This window comes from Mucilaginibacter gotjawali (assembly GCF_002355435.1).
Lineage (GTDB): Bacteria > Bacteroidota > Bacteroidia > Sphingobacteriales > Sphingobacteriaceae > Mucilaginibacter > Mucilaginibacter gotjawali.
In genome coordinates this window covers 4,018,420-4,036,496 of the sequence record NZ_AP017313.1, presented here as the reverse complement: position 1 = coordinate 4,036,496, position 18,077 = coordinate 4,018,420, and the positions used below count along the sequence as shown (strand labels likewise).

The following is an 18,077-nucleotide window of genomic DNA, read 5'->3' as shown; positions in this document are numbered from 1 at the left end:
AATAAAATGTGCGCAAAAATTGACGATGCCCTGAATGAACTTGACCCTCTGTACCAAAGTTTGCTGGAGGGAAACAAGCAGTTTATTGAAGACTCTTTAAAAATAGATCCGGAGTATTTTACTACCCTTGCCAAAGGCCAGGCGCCGCCGGTTTTATGGATAGGTTGTGCTGATAGCCGGGTGCCGGCCAACCAGATCACCAATACCGCACCCGGGCAAATATTTGTGCACCGTAATATCGCCAATATGGTGATCCACTCGGACATGAACATGCTCTCGGTACTGGATTATGCGGTGAATGTATTAAAGGTAAAGCATGTGATCGTAACGGGGCATTATGGCTGCGGTGGTGTTATAGCCGCCATGGGCAACCAGCAATTCGGGTTGATCGACAACTGGCTCAGGCACATCAAAGACGTGTACCGCCTGCATGCCGCTAAACTCGACGCAATAGCAGATATGGACGAGCGCTGCGACCGCCTGGTGGAATATAACGTGATAGAAAATGTACGTAACCTCTGCAAAACCTCCATCGTGCAAAACGCCTGGAAGATCGGCCAACCCGTTGGCGTGCACGGTTGGGTTTACAGCCTTAAAACAGGTGTGATCACCGATATGAAGGTTAGCGCCTACGACAATGCCAATATGGATAACGTATTTAAATTCAAGTAAGCCCTAATGTGAAGCGTGAAGTATTATTTAGTGCGATTAAAAATGAGTTAAGGCACTAATAATCCCAATCGTTCTGAGAACTTTTGAATTAATATAAATAAAACGAAAGATGACTCTTGAAGACTTTGTTAATGTAATTGATGATGTTGATGAAGATATGATCATCTTTCAAAAAGATAATTTAAGTATCGGGGCCGAGGTTGCATTGTTTGACGGGGAAGATAATGTCAACGGTGTTTTAATAAAGAATGGTGTCAGATATGTTTATCTATTGGAAGTGTTTATAGCTAAGGAATTTATTAATGATTACGTTAATAGCCTGGCTGTTAAACCCGGCTCCGCCGAAATCGCCTTAAGGCTTTTTCAATATGCAATTAACGATGCCTGATAAAAACGTAATTTAAATTGTTTGATGGTTCATAGTTCATAGTGATTTTTCTTCTACCATGAACCATGAACTATCAACAATGAACCAAACTACACTTCTTTCCCCAAAAACGGATACCTGTAATCTTTAGGCGGATCAAATGTTTCTTTTATCGTACGTGGCGATACCCAGCGTAAAAGGTTGATCATTGATCCGGCTTTATCATTGGTGCCTGAACCCCTGGCGCCGCCAAAAGGTTGCTGGCCAACTACGGCACCGGTGGGTTTATCGTTAATATAAAAGTTTCCCGCGGCGTTGCGTAATTTGTAGGTTGCTTCCGCAATGGCATACCGGTCCTGCGATATAATGGCGCCTGTTAAGGCATAGATGGATGTTTTGTCGACAATATCCAGCACCTTGCTGAAGTCCTTATCTTCATAAACATAAATGGTAAGCACCGGGCCGAATAATTCCTCGCACATGGTTACATAGTACGGATCGTTCACTTTTAGCACAGTAGGTTCAATAAACCAACCCTGACTTTTATCATAACTGCCACCGGCAACAACTTCAACTTCTTTGTCAGCCTTAGCAGCATCAATATATTTAGCGAGTTTATCAAAGGATACTTCAGAGATCACCGCGTTGATGAAGTTTCCAAAATCTTCAACCGGCCCCATTTTAAAGGAGGCGATATCACGCTGCATATTCTCTTTCACTGCCGGCCATAAGGATGCCGGGATATAGGCCCGTGAAGCAGCGGAACATTTCTGTCCCTGGTACTCAAAGGCGCCGCGGACAAGTGCTGTGCTAACCACGTCAGCTTCGGCGCTCGGGTGCGCTAAAACAAAGTCTTTACCGCCTGTTTCGCCCACAATACGTGGGTAAGTTTTGTATTTATGGATATTGGTACCGATAGTTTGCCAGATATTCTGGAATACTTTGGTTGAACCGGTAAAATGAATGCCGGCAAAATCAGGATGGTTAAAGATCACCTGTCCGGCAACCGGGCCGTCAACATAAATTAAATTGATCACGCCGTCGGGTACGCCTGCTTCTTTAAATACCTGCATAATCACGTTAGCGGCGTAGATCTGGGTATAGGCAGGTTTCCAAACCACCACATTGCCCATCATGGCCGCAGATGCCGGCAGGTTGCCTGCTATGGCAGTAAAGTTAAAAGGGGTTAGGGCGAATATAAAGCCTTCCAGGGGGCGCTGTTCCACCCGGTTCCAAACACCTTTGCCTGATACGGGCGGCTGCTGTTTGTAGATCTCGGACATGTACTCCACGTTAAACCGCAGAAAATCGATCAGCTCACACGCAGAATCGATTTCAGCCTGGTAGGCATTTTTTGATTGCCCCAGCATAGTGGCTGCATTTATTTTTGCGCGGTAAGTACCTGAAAGCAGTTCGGCAGCTTTTAAAAATATAGCGGCGCGCTGTTCCCAGGGCAGGTTTTCCCAATCGGCTTTGGCGGCCAGGGCTGCGTCAATTGCGGCAGTCACATGGCTGGCATCACCTTCGTGAAAAGTAGCTAATAAATGTTTGTGGTCATGCGGCGGGCGGATCTCCAGCTTTTTGCCGGTCCGTATTTCCTTACCGCCGATATACATGGGTATATCTGATTGTTGGGCGCGGGCCTCATCTAAAGCAGCTTTAAGCGCTGCCCTCTCCACACTGCGCGGGCCGTAATTCAATACCGGCTCGTTCTGCGGTGCAGGAACGTTAAAAAATCCTTTAAGCATAAATTGTCAGTTACTACCGGCAAAGATAGTGCTTAATGTGGAGATTTTAAATGTGCGGGGATGCAGATTACGCGGGACTGACAGTCGGATGCTGACGAGTGGGTTTTTGATATGTAGATTATGTTTGGTTGACAATGGGTGACTAATGAAATATTTTTGCTACCGGCATTAATTGGTATCGATATTTATCTTGTCTGTTTTATTTTTTAAGCTTAAATTTGATTTATGGACATAATAGTCATTCACCCGGAAAACGAAGCCCAACAAAAGGCGTTACAGGTAATTTTAGATGGTTTTAAAGTTCCTTATGAAAATGAACCGCCGTCTGATGCTACTGAATATTTGCTTTCAACGAATGCAAATAAAGAGTGGCTGGATACTGCTATGATTGAAGCCAAAAAAGGCGAAGGCGTTGAGATTAAACTTGAGGATCTTTGGAAATAAAAATAATTTACCTTCCCAGGGCGCAAGCTGATCTTTTATATTGGAAGAAATCCGGAAATAAAGGTATTCAACAACGAATCAGTAAAATTATTCAATCTATTTTAGAAACCCCATACGAAGGCATCGGAAAACCTGAAGCTTTAAAATACGATTACGCCGGATGGTGGTCCCGGCGGATAAATGAGGAACACCGGCTTGTTTATCAGGTTGAAGAGTGGAAAATAGTTATCGCACAGATGCGGTTCCACTATTGATAATCCCAGGAAAACCACCCGTCGTCAGGTAAATCAAATTTTAATTTTTATCTACACCCTGTCATTTTTCGGATACCCTTCTTCATCCAAATCATCACGGTCATCTTCGGGCGTATGGCCAAGTACCCTGTCGGTAACGTCAAGGTCCACAATTTCGCCGTCATCAATGTGCATGCCTAACTTGTCCACATCAGTTTCCAACGATTCATTGGGAATGTATTCTTCACCGGCATCGTAAGGATTAGCTTCATCATAGGTGGAGTTCATATCCTCGCCGTTTTTTGCGGCAGTGTTATACGGGTCGGCATGCTGGTAGTCGGGGTCATCGCTTTTTACGTCATATTCAAAGCTATTTTCATCCTCATCAAAAGCCAGGTCTTCGCTGTCGATGGTTTCGCCCAGGTCATCTTTTAGTGTCCTGTCCCGGTCTTCGCTTTCGTCGTTAAATCCGGGATAAAAGGTATCTTTATTCATAATATCAGGTTTAATTAGCTAAGCTAAATTTACGCTAAAGAGCAAGCAGATTTCGCGGTTATTTTCAATCTATAATGATTAAAAATAACCCAGCCGCAACAATCCCTAAAGTATACCTTTAAAAACCCGTTAATATGGAATTTGTTTTCTGTACGAAACAATATCGCCCCCAAAGGCAAACTTTACACCGATAATAAACTGGCTGTAAATGTCAAAATGACTGCCTGAAGTGAGGCCGTCGAGGTTATCGCTTAACACGATATTATACTCGTAGCCGAGGTCTATTTTAAAAGCGGGCTGCTGGTATTTGTTAAACACCTTAAATTCGTACCCAAGGCGCAAGGGTATAAAGGGGCCCTGGCTGTTTAATACACCCGGTGTATACAAGCCCGCGACAGGTTTTATAGAGTACCTGTTGATGCTGGTAATATGGCTCACTACAAAGCCAAGCCCTGCCGAAACATAAAGGTTTTTGATGGCATTGTTAAAAGGGCTGTGCGAATAATCAACAATTTCGCCCATTTGCAGTTGGCCCCTTAATATCAGTGCTGTTAAATCGGTTGTAAACTGCCTGCCGGTGGAGGTCTTTAGCGAGTCGCCGCCTGCAAGCCGGCCCATTTGCGCTTCAAACACAATGTTAACGTAAGGCGTTGGGTCATAAGTTAAATTCAAATGAAAGGATGGGGTGGTAGTTTGTGTTTGTGCATCGCCATACACCTGATTAAAACCGGCAGCAAAGCCTATTTCGTAATGCGAAAAATCAAACCCTATTTGCGCCCGTGTAATTAACGCGCTGCAACAAATCACAAAGGTTAAAAAGGTTGTTCTAAGTATATTTTTTATCATAATATGCGGGAGATGGCTAAAGATATTTACTTTAACTTATTTTAAGCTGATATATTTTATCGCTTGTACGGATATTTATCATATATCGTTTGGCTAAGTTAATAAAGTTAATGAATTTGAAAAATAAGGCTGAATTTATGCAGCGAAATGACGTTTAAAAACCCGGGGCTTAATTATGGCTAAAGCCGTTGTCTTTTTGTTTGTTTCTACCGTTCCTTTTAAGGAACGGCAAGGGATTTTAGAAGCATAGTCTTTCATATATTGCTGTTGGCTTTAGCCAACGGGTAAATTAAAGCAATAAAGATGGCTTTAGCCTCAATTATAAATATGCCTGGTTTTTTAAACGCGGTGTCCCTGTGAATTTATGCTCTTATTTTCAGCACGCGAATATAACGGGATGTGGCATTAATTTAAAACTTAATCAACTATTCAACTTAATCAACCAATTCATATATTTGGCGCACAAAATAAAAGAATCCTAAAATGTCAAAAATTAAAGTAGAAAATCCGGTAGTTGAACTGGATGGCGATGAAATGACCCGGATCATCTGGAAATTCATCAAAGACAAATTAATCTTTCCGTATCTCGATCTTGATATTAAATATTATGACCTTGGAATTGAGTATCGCGATGAAACCAACGACCAGGTAACCGTTGATGCCGCCAACGCTATTTTAAAATACGGCGTAGGCATTAAATGCGCCACTATTACCCCCGACGAAGCGCGTGTAACGGAATTTGGTTTGAAACAAATGTGGAAATCGCCAAACGGCACAATCCGTAACATTTTGGATGGTACTGTTTTTCGTGAGCCCATTGTAATGGCTAATGTTCCGCGGTTGGTACCCAACTGGACTGCGCCTATCTGTATCGGCCGTCACGCTTTTGGCGACCAGTACCGTGCAACTGATTTTGTGACCAAAGGGAAAGGTAAATTAACCATCACTTACACGCCTGAAGATGGCAGTGCCGAACAATCATTTGAAGTGTACAACTTTAAGGGTGATGGCGTGGCTATGGCGATGTACAATACTGATGAATCTATCAAAGGTTTTGCCCGTGCTTGTTTTAACCAGGCTTTGCTAAAAAAATGGCCTTTATACCTGTCTACCAAAAACACCATCCTTAAAAAATACGATGGCCGTTTTAAAGATATTTTTGAAGAAATTTATCAGAATGAATTTAAAATTGAGTTTGAAGCCAACCAGTTAACTTACGAACACCGTTTGATTGATGACATGGTAGCTTCTGCCCTTAAATGGCATGGCAATTTTGTTTGGGCCTGTAAAAATTATGATGGCGACGTGCAATCAGATACCGTTGCACAGGGTTTTGGTTCGTTAGGTTTAATGACCTCAACTTTGGTTACCCCTGACGGAACCGTTATGGAAGCTGAGGCTGCACACGGTACAGTGACCCGCCACTACCGCGACCACCAGGCTGGCAAGCCAACTTCAACCAACCCCATCGCTTCAATTTTTGCATGGACCCGTGGTTTGGAATTCCGTGGCTTACTGGACAACAACCAGGAGCTGATCAAATTCTGCAAGGCACTGGAAGAAGTTTGTATTGAAACTGTTGAAAGCGGCAAAATGACCAAAGATCTGGCCATCACCATCAAACCAAAAGTTGAACACGGTACCGATTATTTGTATACCGAAGAGTTTTTGGCTGCGATAGATGAGAATTTGAAAAAGAAATTGGGTAAATAATTATCCGATTTAATAATTTATTAAAGGTCCGCGTAGTTATTATGCGGACTTTTTTGTGAGCGTTTAATTATATTTGGATATGATGTTTACAGCAATTATTGAGCAAGGCGAAAGTGGTTGGCTGGTTGGCCAGATAAAAGAAGTTCCGGCCGCACTTTCCCAAGGTAAAAGCATTGAGGACTTAAAAGTAAATTTGCTTGATGCATTAGCGTTGGCATTAGACGTAGATAAAGAGATTGTGATGAATGTCGACTATTCATCCTTGCACCTATAATGTAAAACTCTTAACTTTGAGTATGGAATTAGTGTTGAAGAATATTAGCCCTAAGGATTATACCTTGATTTTTGACCTGGCTCACCGTTTAGGTATCCAGGTTGAAGAAAAACCTGATCATGCTTCGATAATTGAAGACTTAAGAGAGGCTGTTGAGGAAATTAAGATGGCCGAAGCTGGTAAATCAAAACTTCAAAATGCCCGGGATTTGATCAATGAGCTTTAAAGTTGAGAATACCGAGCGGTTTGCCAAAGAATTAAAGCGACTAATTAAAAAATATCCGTCTCTAAAATCCGAATTTATTGAATTAGTCGTCTCCCTTGAAAAAAATCCATTCCAGGGAATATCAATAGGCAATGGATTCTACAAAATCAGGATCGGCGTAGCAAGCAAAGGAAAAGGTAAACGCGGTGGAGCGAGGGCAATAACTTATGTAAAAGTCGTAGATGAAATAGTAACTCTCGCAACCATTTACGACAAATCAGAAAAAGAAGATATAGCGGAAAAAGAACTCAACTTAATTCTTCAATCATTCCTAAAATAAATAACAAATCAATATTATCATCTCCTGTACAAACAACAGTTTAATCTAACATCATGTCATCACTATATCCATTAAAATTCAAAACCATTTTTAAAGACAAGATCTGGGGCGGCCAGAAGATAAAGACATACCTGAACAAAGACTTTGGCGCACTGCCTAATTGCGGCGAGACCTGGGAAATTTCGGGCGTTAAGTCGGATGTTTCTGTTGTTGCCAATGGAGAGTTGGAAGGGCAATCACTGGCCGACTTGCTGGAGCAATATAAAGACGAACTGGTTGGCAAAAAGGTGTATGACCATTTTGGCAACATTTTTCCTTTGCTGATCAAATTTATCGACGCCAATGAGGATCTTTCTATCCAGGTGCACCCTGACGATGAATTGGGTAAAAAGCGTCATAATTCTTTCGGTAAAACTGAAATGTGGTATGTGATTGAAGCCGACCCCGGCTCAACCTTAATTGCCGGTTTTAATAAAGAACTTACCCAACAGGAATACCTGGATAAATTTAACAGCGGCCATTTAACCGATATTTTAAATAAAGAAGATGTAAAGGCCGGGGATGTGTTCTTTTTGCCTGCCGGAAGGGTACATACTATTGGCAAAGGCCTGCTGATCGCCGAGATCCAGCAAACATCGGATATCACTTACAGGATTTACGATTTTGACAGGGTAGACGACAAGGGCAACAAACGCGAACTGCATACCGAAGAAGCGTTGGCGGCCATTGATTACAAGCATTACCCGGAATATAAAACAACGTATCATCCCGAAGAAAACAAAACTATAAAGCTGGTGAGTTGCCCGTACTTTACCACCAACATACTGGATTTTACGGAGAGTACTGAAAAAGATTATTCGGGACTGGATTCGTTTGTAATTTATGTTTGTGTAGAGGGAGAATTCGTGGTAAAAAGTAACGGATCATACTACCCGGTAAAAATGGGCGATTGCATCCTGCTCCCAAAAAGCATCGACAAAGTAAAACTGGAAACAACTTCAGGCTTTAAAATATTAGAAAGCTATATTGAGTAAGGTGGTGAGTAGTGAGTGGTGAATAAGTCGGTAACTATGTCGCTGGCCAAATATTTTGCTCACCATTCACTATTGACAACTCACCATTCACTACCTGTTCTTTAATTCCCGCAGGGCATCGTTTGCTATCCATTTGGCGGCTTTGGTGTTTTGAAGCAGGATTTTGTTAGCGGTATCGATGGCAGCATGTTTTAAGGTATCATTTCTTTTCCCTATTTGACGCAAAGCCCAGTTTATTGCTTTTTTAACAAAGTTTCTTTCATCCAATGCCTCGCGTTCAATAACGGGTAACAGCGCTAAAAATGTTTCGTCATCAGCTTTTTTATGGTGAACCGCATATTCGGCCATTAATACAAAGCCTGCGCGTTTTACAAATTCTTGTTTTGCCAGGCTATATTGTAAAGCTTTTTCAATAGCGAATGGGGTTTTGTCGAACAAGTTACCGCAGGCCTGGTCGCATAGGTCCCACGAGTTAAAATCGCCAACCCATTTGTCCATCTGTCCGGTGGTAACCAGTTTAGGGTCGTCGATCATAGAAGCCAGGATCCTCGCCTCATGGATGCCGGTTTCCCATAGCGCCAAAGCCAGGTTGTGGTCTTTTTTAATTATTCCGGCGAGCTTTCTCAATTCGGGAATAGGGATTCCCAGGGCAGTATTAACCTCGATACCAAAACGTTTCATTCCCGCCAGGTTAGCCGGGTTTGATTGTTGTTTAAGCAGATCGATAATTTCTTCAGTATTTACCATAAAATCAGGCCGCGCAGCAGGTGCCGGTCAAAATTAATTTTAATAATGAAATTTTCGATTTTATTAATGGAAAAAGATCTGGTCAGCCGGGAAATCGCGTTTAAAAACTTGTCGCTTAATTGTGGCTAAAGCCGTTGTCTTTTGTTTGTTTTTGCCGTTCCTTAAAGGAACGGCAATGAATTTTAGTAGCATAATCTTTCATTCATTGCCGTTGGCTTCAGCCAATGGGTAAATTAAAGCAATAAAGATGGCTTTAGCCTCAATTATAAATATGCTTGGTTTTTTAAACGCGACTTCCCTGCCTGATCAGCTAACTGCTTAATCATTACACCAGTTTTATGGTAAACTTGGTGCCTACATTTACGGTACTGTCGAGTTTGATGGTGCCGCCGAGCGACTCGATCTGGTTGCGGGTAATAAACAGCCCTATTCCTTTTGCATCATGGTTTTGATGGAAGGTTTTATACATGCCGAAAACTTTGTCGCCATAACGCGCCATATCAATACCAACGCCATTATCCTCAAATATCATGTAAATATGCGGCCCGTCCTTAACTGTACGGCAGCTGATAACCGGTTGCCTGTCGGGGTGGCGATATTTTAAGGAGTTGGTTAGCAAATTCTGCATAATACTTTCCAGATATGCAGGTATGTAATTAATCACCGGACATTTGGTAAAGTCATATTCAATTTTAGCACCTGCGCTTTCAATATTACTTTGAAGCGCCGATGTTACATTTTTAAATACTTCTTCAAATTCAAGTGTCGTGCGGTCCTTGTCAATTTCGGTTTGTATCTTAACAATTTCATTCAGGTGGTCGATCGTGGTGATCAGACTGTTGCTGATTGATTTGATATGGGCAAATACTTCGGTACGGTCATCTTCCGATTCGCTTTCCTCAAATAAATTAACCATAAACTGCAAATTTCCGGTATTGGACCGCAGGTTATGGGATACGATATACGCGAAATTTTGGAGCCGTTTGTTCTGGTCGTTCAATAAGTTGATGGATGATTGTAAGGCCAGTCCCTTCTTTTTAATATTATCAATATCCTGAAAAATGCCCCGTATTTTTATGCATTTGCCAAAGTCGTCAATAATAGGCATGCCTTTGGCCCTCACCCATATCACATTATTCTTTGCTGTCCGCAACAGCAGTTCCATATCATAGGGTTTGCAAAACTTAACGGCGTTATCAATGGCCTCGTTTAACAGGGGGCGGTACTGGGGCTCAAAAAAACTGATGGCCTCCTCGATGCTTAATTTTACCTGGTCGTTAAGTTCATAAATATCAAAGGCTTCCTTTGAAAGGGATAAGTTCATGCCCATAACGTCAATTTCAAAACCGCTTACCTTGGCTATGGTACCGGTTTCGTTGAAAAAGAAATCATTTTGGGCAGCGCGTAAGCTTAAAAGCTTTGCCTGGTTAATATTGATAAGCGAACCGGTAAATTTGGGGCCATGGCCATTTTCCCATCGTTGGGTAGTACTCTCAAACCATTGGTACCCGGATGATTTGGTTAAAAGGCGGATCTGTACGGTATTGCTATTTTCGGGATTACGGGTATTAATAGCTTTAAGGAAAAGTGGTTTATCATGATGATAAAGCAGGTTCTCCAAAAAATAGTTGTAGGAACACTCAATCTCGCCCGGCTTATAGCCAAGTATGGTATAAAACCCCGCCGACCATTTAACATCTTTTGTAGTGATGTCAAATTCCCATATACCCGCATTAATATGATCAATTATCTGAGCAAGATGGGATGCATCGTCCGAATAAAAATTGTTCCCTTCCTCAATAGTCATATTAATAGTAGATTCATTTTGGTGTACCTATGTTGCCGTCTGATATAGAAAATTCTATGCCAAAACAAAAAACAGCCGGACACCAAGCCTCCCTAATACGTAATCGGGCCAAAATGGTTGGCAATATTTTATAAAATTCGGGGGCATTAATAAGTTTTTGCCGCTAAAACCGCATATTTTAATTATAGGCTGCAATTGTTTTACTGGTAGATATATGCCCATTTGATTACACTAAGGGTGTTTTAAGCGTGAAATGAGCCAACGTCTGTTACTTGAAAAATAATCCGGCACATTTTCAATCTCCTGTTTTTAGCTGCATAACCCCGGCATGAAAATAATGGCTAAGTTTTACGGGCGTGTTTAATTGCGCACCGGTATCCCGTTTACTTGTTTAAACAACAATTTAATCTTCCACAAATCGTGGACTGGAATACCCAATGCTAAATATGTAACCGGGTGCTTTTTTGATGGGGCAGACATGGCAGAATGAGATATTGATCAGCCGGGTATAACAACAAAAAAGGGCCCGGTAAAAACCCGGACCCTTAACTATTTATGCACAGAAAATATTATTGTATCTGGATGGTGCTTCTGAGCTTGCTGCCATCAGGGTAATAACCGGAAATGGTTAAAACGCCATGGTCAAGATGGCCTAACGCACGGTCCATATCATCAATGCTGGCGATAGGCTGTTTGTTGATCTGGGTGATTACTGATCCCACCGGAACTTCGGTATAATCAAACAAACCGCCGTCTCTTACCTGGGTAACCACTACACCCGCATTCACATGGAACTTGGCTTTCATTTCAGCATTAACCGGTACGAAGCTTGCGCCGATACGGTTAAATAATTCTTCAGCCGATTTTGTTACGGCTACTTTTGCAGGTGCCGGGTTATTGGCCTTTAAGGTAACGGTAAAGCTTTTTTCGTCGTTACCGCGTAACACCGTTAAGTGAATTTTATCACCCGGCTCCAAACGGCCTACACGTTCCTGCAAGTCAGATGATTCATATACTTTCGAGCCGTCAATTTTAGTGATGATATCGCCTTCTTTAATACCGGCTTGTTCGGCTCCGCCACCTGCTACTACTGCGTTTACGTATAAACCCGCAGTTTTATCGGTATGCAGCGCAGCAGCGGCATCTTCATCAAGTTCCCTGAAACTGATGCCCACATAACCGCGTTTTACTGCACCGAATTTTTGGATATCATTCAATACCTTTTTTGCAAGGTTAATTGGTATGGCAAAACCATAGCCTTCGTATGAACCGGTATGGGAAGCGATAGCCGAATTGATACCGATCAGTTCGCCATTGGTGTTTACCAGGGCTCCACCGCTGTTACCAGGGTTAATGGCTGCGTCTGTTTGAATAAACGACTCTATCGCCTGGTTCAGTTTTGGTGTCTGCTGGTATTGGGTACGGCCGAATGGGCTTTCCTGTTGCTGATTTTCTTCCTGCCCGATAATTCCGATATTACGGCCCTTGGCGCTTACGATGCCTGCGGTCACAGTCGACGTTAATTTAAATGGATTGCCTACTGCCAGCACCCATTCGCCAACCTTAACATTGTCTGAGTTACCTAATTTTACGATGGGAAGGTCGTGGCCTTCAATTTTAATCAGCGCAAGGTCAGTATTTGGGTCGGTACCAATTACTTTCGCTTTAAAATTCTGGTGATCATTGGTAACCACTTCAATTTTTTCAGCCTTGTCAACTACGTGGTTGTTGGTTACAATGTAACCATCCTGCGAAATGATCACGCCGGAACCGGATGCCATTTCGGGCGCCATTTGCGGCATGCGCTGGCCAAACATGTTGCCAAACATTTGCTGTAATTCGCTTTGCTGGTCGTTCGACTGACGGTTTGAATAAGTGGTGCGGATGTAAACTACACCAGGTGTTACCGCTGCCGCAGCTTCTGTAAAATCAACCTGCCCGGCCGATGATAAATTAGAGGCGGCAGGCGTTAAATGATTACTTGTTGCGTAATAAACTTTTTGCTGGTCCTCAAAGCTCAGGGAATGGGTATACTTATTTTCAACAATTTTATACCCTCCCAATGCTATTGCACCGCCAGCAAATGCTGTTAATAGTGTTAAACCAAACTTTTTCATCTTATTTATTCTTTTCTTTGCTAAGTTTATATTTTTTACCGATCAAATTTAATACCATATAGACGTCAAAATCAATAGTTAGTTATCATAAATGTTGTTAAATTTTGTTAAATTTAATCATATGATAACTTAAGCCTCACGAGATTATAAACACGGGGTTCGACAAAAAAAGATTTTAAACGTTTAAATTTTAACCGGTAATTTCTATATTAAAAATATTAATGAAGATACATTTTTATAAATACCAGGGAGCAGGAAACGATTTTATATTGATAGATAACCGTAAAAACGTTGTAGATCACCATCATCCGGCGTTGATTGCAAAGCTGTGCGACCGCAGGTTTGGCGTAGGGGGCGACGGGGCGATGTTCCTTCAAAACCGCGAAGGGTACGATTTTGAGATGGTTTATTATAACGCAGACGGGCAGCCAAGCAGCATGTGCGGAAATGGCGGCCGCTGCATTGTTGCCTTTGCTAAGTTCCTTGGAATTATTGACATAGAAACCAACTTTTTGGCAGTGGATGGCCCTCATTATGCCAAAATTTCAGCAGAGGGTGACTGGGTAAGCCTGCAAATGATAGATGTGGACACCGTTAATGCAGACGGCGACGCCTATGTATTGAACACCGGCTCGCCGCATTATGTAAAGCTGGTGGATGGTTTAAAGGAAAAAGATGTTTATAGCGAAGGTCATGCGATCCGTAATAATGATACCTACCGGGCAAAAGGAATCAATGTAAACTTTGTTGAACCCGCTGATGCCGGCTATTTTGTACGCACTTTTGAACGCGGTGTTGAAGATGAAACCTATGCCTGCGGTACAGGTGTAACGGCTGTTGCGCTTGCGATGGCCAAACACCAGCACCAAACAGGGCATATTACCACGCCTATAAAAGTGTTGGGTGGCGATTTAAACATCCGCTTTGATTATGACGGAGAAAAATATACAGACATATTTTTAGAAGGCCCTGCGGTAAAGGTTTTTGAAGGGGAAGTGGAGGTTTGATGGAAAAACAACTGCATTTTGCAGCAGGTTACTGCACAATGCAGTTGCGATAATATTGCAACTCGCGGTTGCAATATTTAAGGGCGATAAATTTGTGCAAGTGTCACTTGCACTTTTAAACACTGTTAATTTGTGCAACAGGCCGTTGCACAAATTTAAAAAGCAGATTATCAAGGCGTCATTGCGAGGAACGAAGCAATCTCTACACATGCTAATCACCATACCAAAATCTCAGGGTTACCTATCAGCCGCACTCCGGCCACCCATATATTATATTTTACCGACAGTTTGTTGCTCCGCCGATGGGCGGATCGTTTCTCGCAATGAGCGACAGGTGAGTAATTAAAATGGGCCGGTCAGCTCCTCCACCACCACCGGCTCATTAAAATTACTATACCGTATCCATTTCGGGATAACTTTAAAATGAACAATATGCGGCCAGGTTACTGCCCGTTCGCGGCCGTCGGGATAAACGGAAAAGTATATTTCTTTGTAACGGCCGGCATCATCACCGCTTAATTCAGTAGCTATTCCTTCGTACTGTACGGTGGTTTCATTATCCCAACCGATCACTATGGCCACATTTGGGTTGTGCAACAGGTTTTGGTATTTGCGGGATGTTTTAACGGTATCAAAAACAATCTCCAACTCCTCCGAAACAGCAAAGCCGATCAATGCGGCTTCCGGCTTATTTTTTTTGGATGTTGTAGAAATAACCGCCAATCTGTGCTGTTTGATGAAGTTATAAAGGAATTCTTTTGTCATTTATGCGAATCTTTAATCTAACTTACATTTAATAAACCAGTGAACCAATGAACCAGTGAACCAATAAACTACCCCATTGTTAACAAATATTTAACACAAAACATTTCCACTTACTGCAAATTCTGTTTACGTTTGAATTTTTTGTTGATGTAGCTTCTAATAATTTTTTTATCAGTTAGAATGTTACGCGTCGACAGCACAAAACCTTGCCAGCTCATTTATGCCATTGCCCGGCACGAATATTTGTCGTATGTTATTGAGCCGCACATTGTTCAGTTGAATCCAAACGGCGAGTTTTCATTAACACACCAGCGTTTATTCTCTAACACCGCAAAGGAATTTTCAACCTGTCTTGATGATACCGACCTTAAACTGGTAAAGATACTGGAGGAGATGGAGCAGGGCAACCTGATCAAAAAATTCTATAAAAAGCCCATCCGCCCGTTCGAGTTTTTTACCAAGATCTTTAATGAGCAGCTTTTTGATACCATCCGCCCAAAAATTGAAAAGCGCATGGCCGAAGCGCTGAACCTGCTGGCAGATAAACCGCTTTACCTGATGAGCAAAGAGGGGTACCCGGCCGAGAAAAAATTGCAGATAGCCACTGAAGCAGCAACCGTGTTATTCCATTTCAGGCGGGATGAGCAGGAGATCAGGTATTTCCCTACCATTAAATACCAGGGGATGCGCATTGAGTTTATGTTTAAAAATGCTGAAGTAATTTGCAACCACCCCGCCTGGATGCTGCTGGATGATACCCTTTATTATTTTGAAAAGGAGATTGAAGGCAAAAAACTGGTGCCTTTTTAAATAAACGCTACATCGCCATTCCCCGCTCGTCGGAAAAGTCATACTTTGAAAAATTTGTGGCGCCGCTTATCGAGAAGCACCATGTTTATGCAGAAGGCTTTACCATCAACACCGAAAAATATAATGCGCACCCGGTTTTAAAGCCTATTTATATTGAAGGCGGCACCTCGCAGCTGCAATTGTTTTTTAAATATGCCGGTTATGTTTTTTCCTATGGCGATGAAAGGCATATTTCGGTACGGATGGAGAATGACGGGGATGATTATACCTTTCACCGCATCAAACGTTCGGTGTTGTGGGAAAAAAACAAATTCCAGCAGCTGGAACAAATGGGCCTGAAAACAGCGTCCTCGTTATTTAAAAACCTGGAAGTGGATTTGCCGGATGACGATGCCGATCGTTCATTTTCGATATTTGAATGGATCAACCAGCATTACGAAGTTTTGCTGGAAGAAGGTTTTGAAATTGAGCAGCCCGAATCAAGCGGACAAAAACGCTATGTATTCGGCGGCACCAAGATCGACCTGGAGGTTAGTGAAAATAACGACTGGTTTGATATCAATGCCATTGTGTATTTTGGCACCTACCGCATCCCGTTTATCCAGCTAAAAAATCATATCCTTAACCATAAAAAGGAATTTGTTTTGCCTTCGGGAGAAATTGCGGTGATTCCCGAAAAATGGTTTTCGCAATATGGTAACCTGCTGCACTTTACCGAGGGTGGCAATCACCTGAAACTCCGCAGGCATCATATAGGCCTGGTAAATGATTTGTTTGAAGGGGAGATGGCCAATGTATCCATGGGGCGCAAACTGCAGCGGCTAACAGACTTTGAAACGCTGCCCGAAGTGGATATGCCTTTAAATTTTAACGGGCATTTGCGTCCGTACCAAAAGGCTGGTTATAACTGGTTCCATTTTTTAAAGGAGTATCATTTTGGCGGCTGCCTTGCGGATGACATGGGGCTGGGTAAAACCATACAAACGCTGGCGTTACTGCAAAAAAACAAAGAAGATGCGGAAGCGGCCGGGGGTAAATGTACCTCGCTGGCCATTATGCCAACTTCGCTCATCTATAATTGGCTGGCCGAAGCTAAAAAGTTTGCGCCTCAACTAAGGTTGATGGTACATACAGGAACATTCCGGTATAAATCGCCGGAGGTTTTCAGCAATTACGACCTGGTGATCACTACCTATGGCATCAGCAGGATAGATATTGAGCTGTTTAAAGCGTACTTTTTTGATTATGTAATCCTTGATGAGAGCCAGAACATCAAAAACCCGTCATCCAAATCATTCCAGGCGGTAAGGCAGTTAAAATCGAAATATAAGCTGATCTTAAGCGGTACGCCTGTAGAAAACTCAGTGAACGACCTGTGGACACAAATGTCTTTCATTAACCCTGGCCTGCTGGGCATTCAGCAATTTTTCATGAATGAGTTTGTAACGCCTATTGAAAAGAAAAAGGACGAAGATAAGGCCCGCAAACTGCAGGCGCTGATAAAACCTTTTGTAATGCGCCGCACCAAGGAACAAGTAGCGACCGAACTGCCGCCAAAAACCGAAAACTTATTTTACTGCCAGATGAGCGAAGAGCAATCGGCAGTTTATGAGCAGGTGAAATCGGAATACCGGAACGAGTTATTGAAGAGTTTGGATGATGGTACTTTCCCTAAAAAACAGATCCAGGTATTGCAGGGGCTGATCAAACTGCGGCAGATCGCCAATCACCCCATCATGATCGACAGTGAATATGAAGGTGATTCGGGCAAGTTTGAGAACGTGGTGCATACCCTGTCCAACGTATTGGACGGCGGGCATAAGGTGCTCATATTTTCGCAGTTTGTAAGGCAGCTGAATATTTACCGGGAATATTTTGATACCGAGGACATCCCTTATGTTTACCTGGATGGCAGCACGCAAAACCGTGGCGATGTGGTCAAACAATTCCAGGAAGACCCGAAAACACGCGTGTTCTTAATCTCGATCAAAGCGGGTGGGGTAGGGCTGAACCTTACCGAGGCCGATTATGTTTTCATCCTCGATCCATGGTGGAACCCGGCTGTTGAACAACAGGCTATTGACCGTACGCACCGCATCGGCCAAACTAAAAACGTGTTTATCTATAAATTCATCACCAAAGATTCTGTTGAGGAAAAGATCCTTGCCCTGCAGCAGCGCAAACTCAGCGTAGCCCGCGCGCTCATCACCACCGAAGAAAGCTTTATCAAATCGCTTTCGGTGGAGGATATTAAGGAGATTCTTGGTTGATTTCGGATTTTTCACTATTGTTTGTTTTCAACGGTGTTCAAGATGGCTACGCCGTTTCGGATGTTCGATTTCGGATTTGTTTTTACTGCGAATTTACTACTGAACATATCTTTTATCTGTGAATAAAAATAACGTGTATTTTTCGTATCTTTAAGTCTAACTCTTAACCAATGTCAGCCCAAA

The 18,077-nt window shown here is 42.5% G+C and carries 17 protein-coding genes and 1 pseudogene; 11 read left to right on the top strand and 7 right to left on the bottom strand.

All coding sequences use genetic code 11. The annotated features are described in order from the left end of the window. The first annotated feature begins 6 nt into the window (after nucleotides 1-6). The gene (locus MgSA37_RS17860) at nucleotides 7-672 is read left to right on the top strand and encodes a carbonic anhydrase (RefSeq protein ID WP_096353828.1); all 666 of its coding nucleotides are present in this window, start codon (nucleotides 7-9) and stop codon (nucleotides 670-672) included. Nucleotides 673-781: 109 nt separating this feature from the next. Beyond that, the gene (locus tag MgSA37_RS17855; protein WP_096353827.1) at nucleotides 782-1,060 is read left to right on the top strand and encodes a hypothetical protein; all 279 of its coding nucleotides are present in this window, start codon (nucleotides 782-784) and stop codon (nucleotides 1,058-1,060) included. 89 nt (nucleotides 1,061-1,149) lie between these two features. On the opposite strand, the gene pruA is transcribed toward MgSA37_RS17855, so the two are convergent. Continuing rightward, complete coding sequence (pruA, locus tag MgSA37_RS17850; protein WP_096353825.1) at nucleotides 1,150-2,787, bottom strand: L-glutamate gamma-semialdehyde dehydrogenase; 1,638 nt, start codon at nucleotides 2,785-2,787, stop codon at nucleotides 1,150-1,152. 225 nt (nucleotides 2,788-3,012) lie between these two features. Here pruA and MgSA37_RS17845 point away from each other — a divergent pair, with 225 nt between their 5' ends. Both MgSA37_RS17845 and MgSA37_RS17840 read left to right on the top strand, forming a co-directional pair. Beyond that, nucleotides 3,013-3,231 carry a DUF2683 family protein gene (locus MgSA37_RS17845; RefSeq protein ID WP_096353824.1) on the top strand — a complete coding sequence of 73 codons (219 nt, stop codon included), beginning with the start codon at nucleotides 3,013-3,015 and terminating at the stop codon, nucleotides 3,229-3,231. Beyond that, nucleotides 3,222-3,485: a Txe/YoeB family addiction module toxin gene (locus MgSA37_RS17840; RefSeq protein WP_197706018.1), complete on the top strand. Its 264-nt coding sequence runs from the start codon at nucleotides 3,222-3,224 to the stop codon at nucleotides 3,483-3,485. Before MgSA37_RS17845 ends, MgSA37_RS17840 begins: the two co-directional genes overlap by 10 nt. A gap of 51 nt (nucleotides 3,486-3,536) precedes the next feature. Here the strand turns inward: MgSA37_RS17840 and MgSA37_RS17835 are convergent, their stop codons facing one another. Together MgSA37_RS17835 and MgSA37_RS17830 are read right to left on the bottom strand one after the other, a co-directional pair. Beyond that, nucleotides 3,537-3,959: a hypothetical protein gene (locus MgSA37_RS17835; protein WP_096353822.1), complete on the bottom strand. Its 423-nt coding sequence runs from the start codon at nucleotides 3,957-3,959 to the stop codon at nucleotides 3,537-3,539. 129 nt (nucleotides 3,960-4,088) lie between these two features. Then, complete coding sequence (locus MgSA37_RS17830; RefSeq protein ID WP_096353820.1) at nucleotides 4,089-4,805, bottom strand: hypothetical protein; 717 nt, start codon at nucleotides 4,803-4,805, stop codon at nucleotides 4,089-4,091. Between the two features lie 483 nt (nucleotides 4,806-5,288). On the opposite strand from MgSA37_RS17830, the gene MgSA37_RS17825 reads away from it, so the two are divergent. From MgSA37_RS17825 to MgSA37_RS17805, 5 genes are all read left to right on the top strand, one after another. After that, nucleotides 5,289-6,518, top strand: coding sequence for an NADP-dependent isocitrate dehydrogenase (locus tag MgSA37_RS17825; protein WP_096353819.1), 1,230 nt, complete (start codon nucleotides 5,289-5,291; stop codon nucleotides 6,516-6,518). Between the two features lie 79 nt (nucleotides 6,519-6,597). Further along, the gene (locus tag MgSA37_RS17820; protein ID WP_157750619.1) at nucleotides 6,598-6,792 is read left to right on the top strand and encodes a type II toxin-antitoxin system HicB family antitoxin; all 195 of its coding nucleotides are present in this window, start codon (nucleotides 6,598-6,600) and stop codon (nucleotides 6,790-6,792) included. 16 nt (nucleotides 6,793-6,808) lie between these two features. Next, a complete protein-coding gene (locus MgSA37_RS17815; protein ID WP_172885272.1) occupies nucleotides 6,809-7,018 on the top strand; it encodes a hypothetical protein in 210 nt (69 codons plus the stop codon). Further along, entirely contained in the window at nucleotides 7,008-7,337 is a 330-nt protein-coding gene (locus MgSA37_RS17810; RefSeq protein WP_096353814.1) for a type II toxin-antitoxin system RelE/ParE family toxin, read from the top strand. The genes MgSA37_RS17815 and MgSA37_RS17810 overlap by 11 nt, the downstream gene beginning before the upstream one ends. Before the next feature lie 53 nt (nucleotides 7,338-7,390). Further along, entirely contained in the window at nucleotides 7,391-8,371 is a 981-nt protein-coding gene (locus MgSA37_RS17805) for a type I phosphomannose isomerase catalytic subunit (RefSeq protein ID WP_096353813.1), read from the top strand. 90 nt (nucleotides 8,372-8,461) lie between these two features. On the opposite strand, the gene MgSA37_RS17800 is transcribed toward MgSA37_RS17805, so the two are convergent. The 3 genes from MgSA37_RS17800 to MgSA37_RS17790 form a co-directional block, all read right to left on the bottom strand. After that, on the bottom strand, nucleotides 8,462-9,118 hold the full coding sequence (locus MgSA37_RS17800; RefSeq protein ID WP_096353811.1) for a DNA alkylation repair protein: 657 nt from the start codon (nucleotides 9,116-9,118) through the stop codon (nucleotides 8,462-8,464). Nucleotides 9,119-9,443: 325 nt separating this feature from the next. Further along, nucleotides 9,444-10,925, bottom strand: coding sequence for a PAS domain-containing sensor histidine kinase (locus MgSA37_RS17795; RefSeq protein WP_096353810.1), 1,482 nt, complete (start codon nucleotides 10,923-10,925; stop codon nucleotides 9,444-9,446). Nucleotides 10,926-11,494: 569 nt separating this feature from the next. Further along, on the bottom strand, nucleotides 11,495-13,042 hold the full coding sequence (locus tag MgSA37_RS17790; RefSeq protein ID WP_096353808.1) for a Do family serine endopeptidase: 1,548 nt from the start codon (nucleotides 13,040-13,042) through the stop codon (nucleotides 11,495-11,497). A 221-nt stretch (nucleotides 13,043-13,263) separates the two neighbouring features. On the opposite strand from MgSA37_RS17790, the gene dapF reads away from it, so the two are divergent. Continuing rightward, nucleotides 13,264-14,049 carry a diaminopimelate epimerase gene (gene dapF / locus MgSA37_RS17785; RefSeq protein ID WP_172885340.1) on the top strand — a complete coding sequence of 262 codons (786 nt, stop codon included), beginning with the start codon at nucleotides 13,264-13,266 and terminating at the stop codon, nucleotides 14,047-14,049. Nucleotides 14,050-14,391: 342 nt separating this feature from the next. Here dapF and MgSA37_RS17775 read toward each other — a convergent pair whose 3' ends face one another. Further along, complete coding sequence (locus tag MgSA37_RS17775) at nucleotides 14,392-14,814, bottom strand: pyridoxamine 5'-phosphate oxidase family protein (protein ID WP_096353802.1); 423 nt, start codon at nucleotides 14,812-14,814, stop codon at nucleotides 14,392-14,394. Nucleotides 14,815-14,994: 180 nt separating this feature from the next. Here MgSA37_RS17775 and MgSA37_RS17770 point away from each other — a divergent pair. Then, nucleotides 14,995-17,894 (top strand): annotated as a pseudogene (locus tag MgSA37_RS17770) (SNF2-related protein). Nucleotides 17,895-18,077 lie beyond the last annotated feature (183 nt).

What these genes read in the sequence shown, in the direction of transcription:
- MgSA37_RS17860 (WP_096353828.1), top strand. Translation starts at nt 7, where the DNA reads ATGTGCGCAAAAATTGACGATGCCCTGAATGAACTTGACCCTCTGTAC.
- MgSA37_RS17855 (WP_096353827.1), top strand. Translation starts at nt 782, where the DNA reads ATGACTCTTGAAGACTTTGTTAATGTAATTGATGATGTTGATGAAGAT.
- pruA (WP_096353825.1), bottom strand. Translation starts at nt 2,787, where the DNA reads ATGCTTAAAGGATTTTTTAACGTTCCTGCACCGCAGAACGAGCCGGTA.
- MgSA37_RS17845 (WP_096353824.1), top strand. Translation starts at nt 3,013, where the DNA reads ATGGACATAATAGTCATTCACCCGGAAAACGAAGCCCAACAAAAGGCG.
- MgSA37_RS17835 (WP_096353822.1), bottom strand. Translation starts at nt 3,959, where the DNA reads ATGAATAAAGATACCTTTTATCCCGGATTTAACGACGAAAGCGAAGAC.
- MgSA37_RS17830 (WP_096353820.1), bottom strand. Translation starts at nt 4,805, where the DNA reads ATGATAAAAAATATACTTAGAACAACCTTTTTAACCTTTGTGATTTGT.
- MgSA37_RS17825 (WP_096353819.1), top strand. Translation starts at nt 5,289, where the DNA reads ATGTCAAAAATTAAAGTAGAAAATCCGGTAGTTGAACTGGATGGCGAT.
- MgSA37_RS17820 (WP_157750619.1), top strand. Translation starts at nt 6,598, where the DNA reads ATGATGTTTACAGCAATTATTGAGCAAGGCGAAAGTGGTTGGCTGGTT.
- MgSA37_RS17810 (WP_096353814.1), top strand. Translation starts at nt 7,008, where the DNA reads ATGAGCTTTAAAGTTGAGAATACCGAGCGGTTTGCCAAAGAATTAAAG.
- MgSA37_RS17805 (WP_096353813.1), top strand. Translation starts at nt 7,391, where the DNA reads ATGTCATCACTATATCCATTAAAATTCAAAACCATTTTTAAAGACAAG.
- MgSA37_RS17800 (WP_096353811.1), bottom strand. Translation starts at nt 9,118, where the DNA reads ATGGTAAATACTGAAGAAATTATCGATCTGCTTAAACAACAATCAAAC.
- MgSA37_RS17795 (WP_096353810.1), bottom strand. Translation starts at nt 10,925, where the DNA reads ATGACTATTGAGGAAGGGAACAATTTTTATTCGGACGATGCATCCCAT.
- MgSA37_RS17790 (WP_096353808.1), bottom strand. Translation starts at nt 13,042, where the DNA reads ATGAAAAAGTTTGGTTTAACACTATTAACAGCATTTGCTGGCGGTGCA.
- dapF (WP_172885340.1), top strand. Translation starts at nt 13,264, where the DNA reads ATGAAGATACATTTTTATAAATACCAGGGAGCAGGAAACGATTTTATA.
- MgSA37_RS17775 (WP_096353802.1), bottom strand. Translation starts at nt 14,814, where the DNA reads ATGACAAAAGAATTCCTTTATAACTTCATCAAACAGCACAGATTGGCG.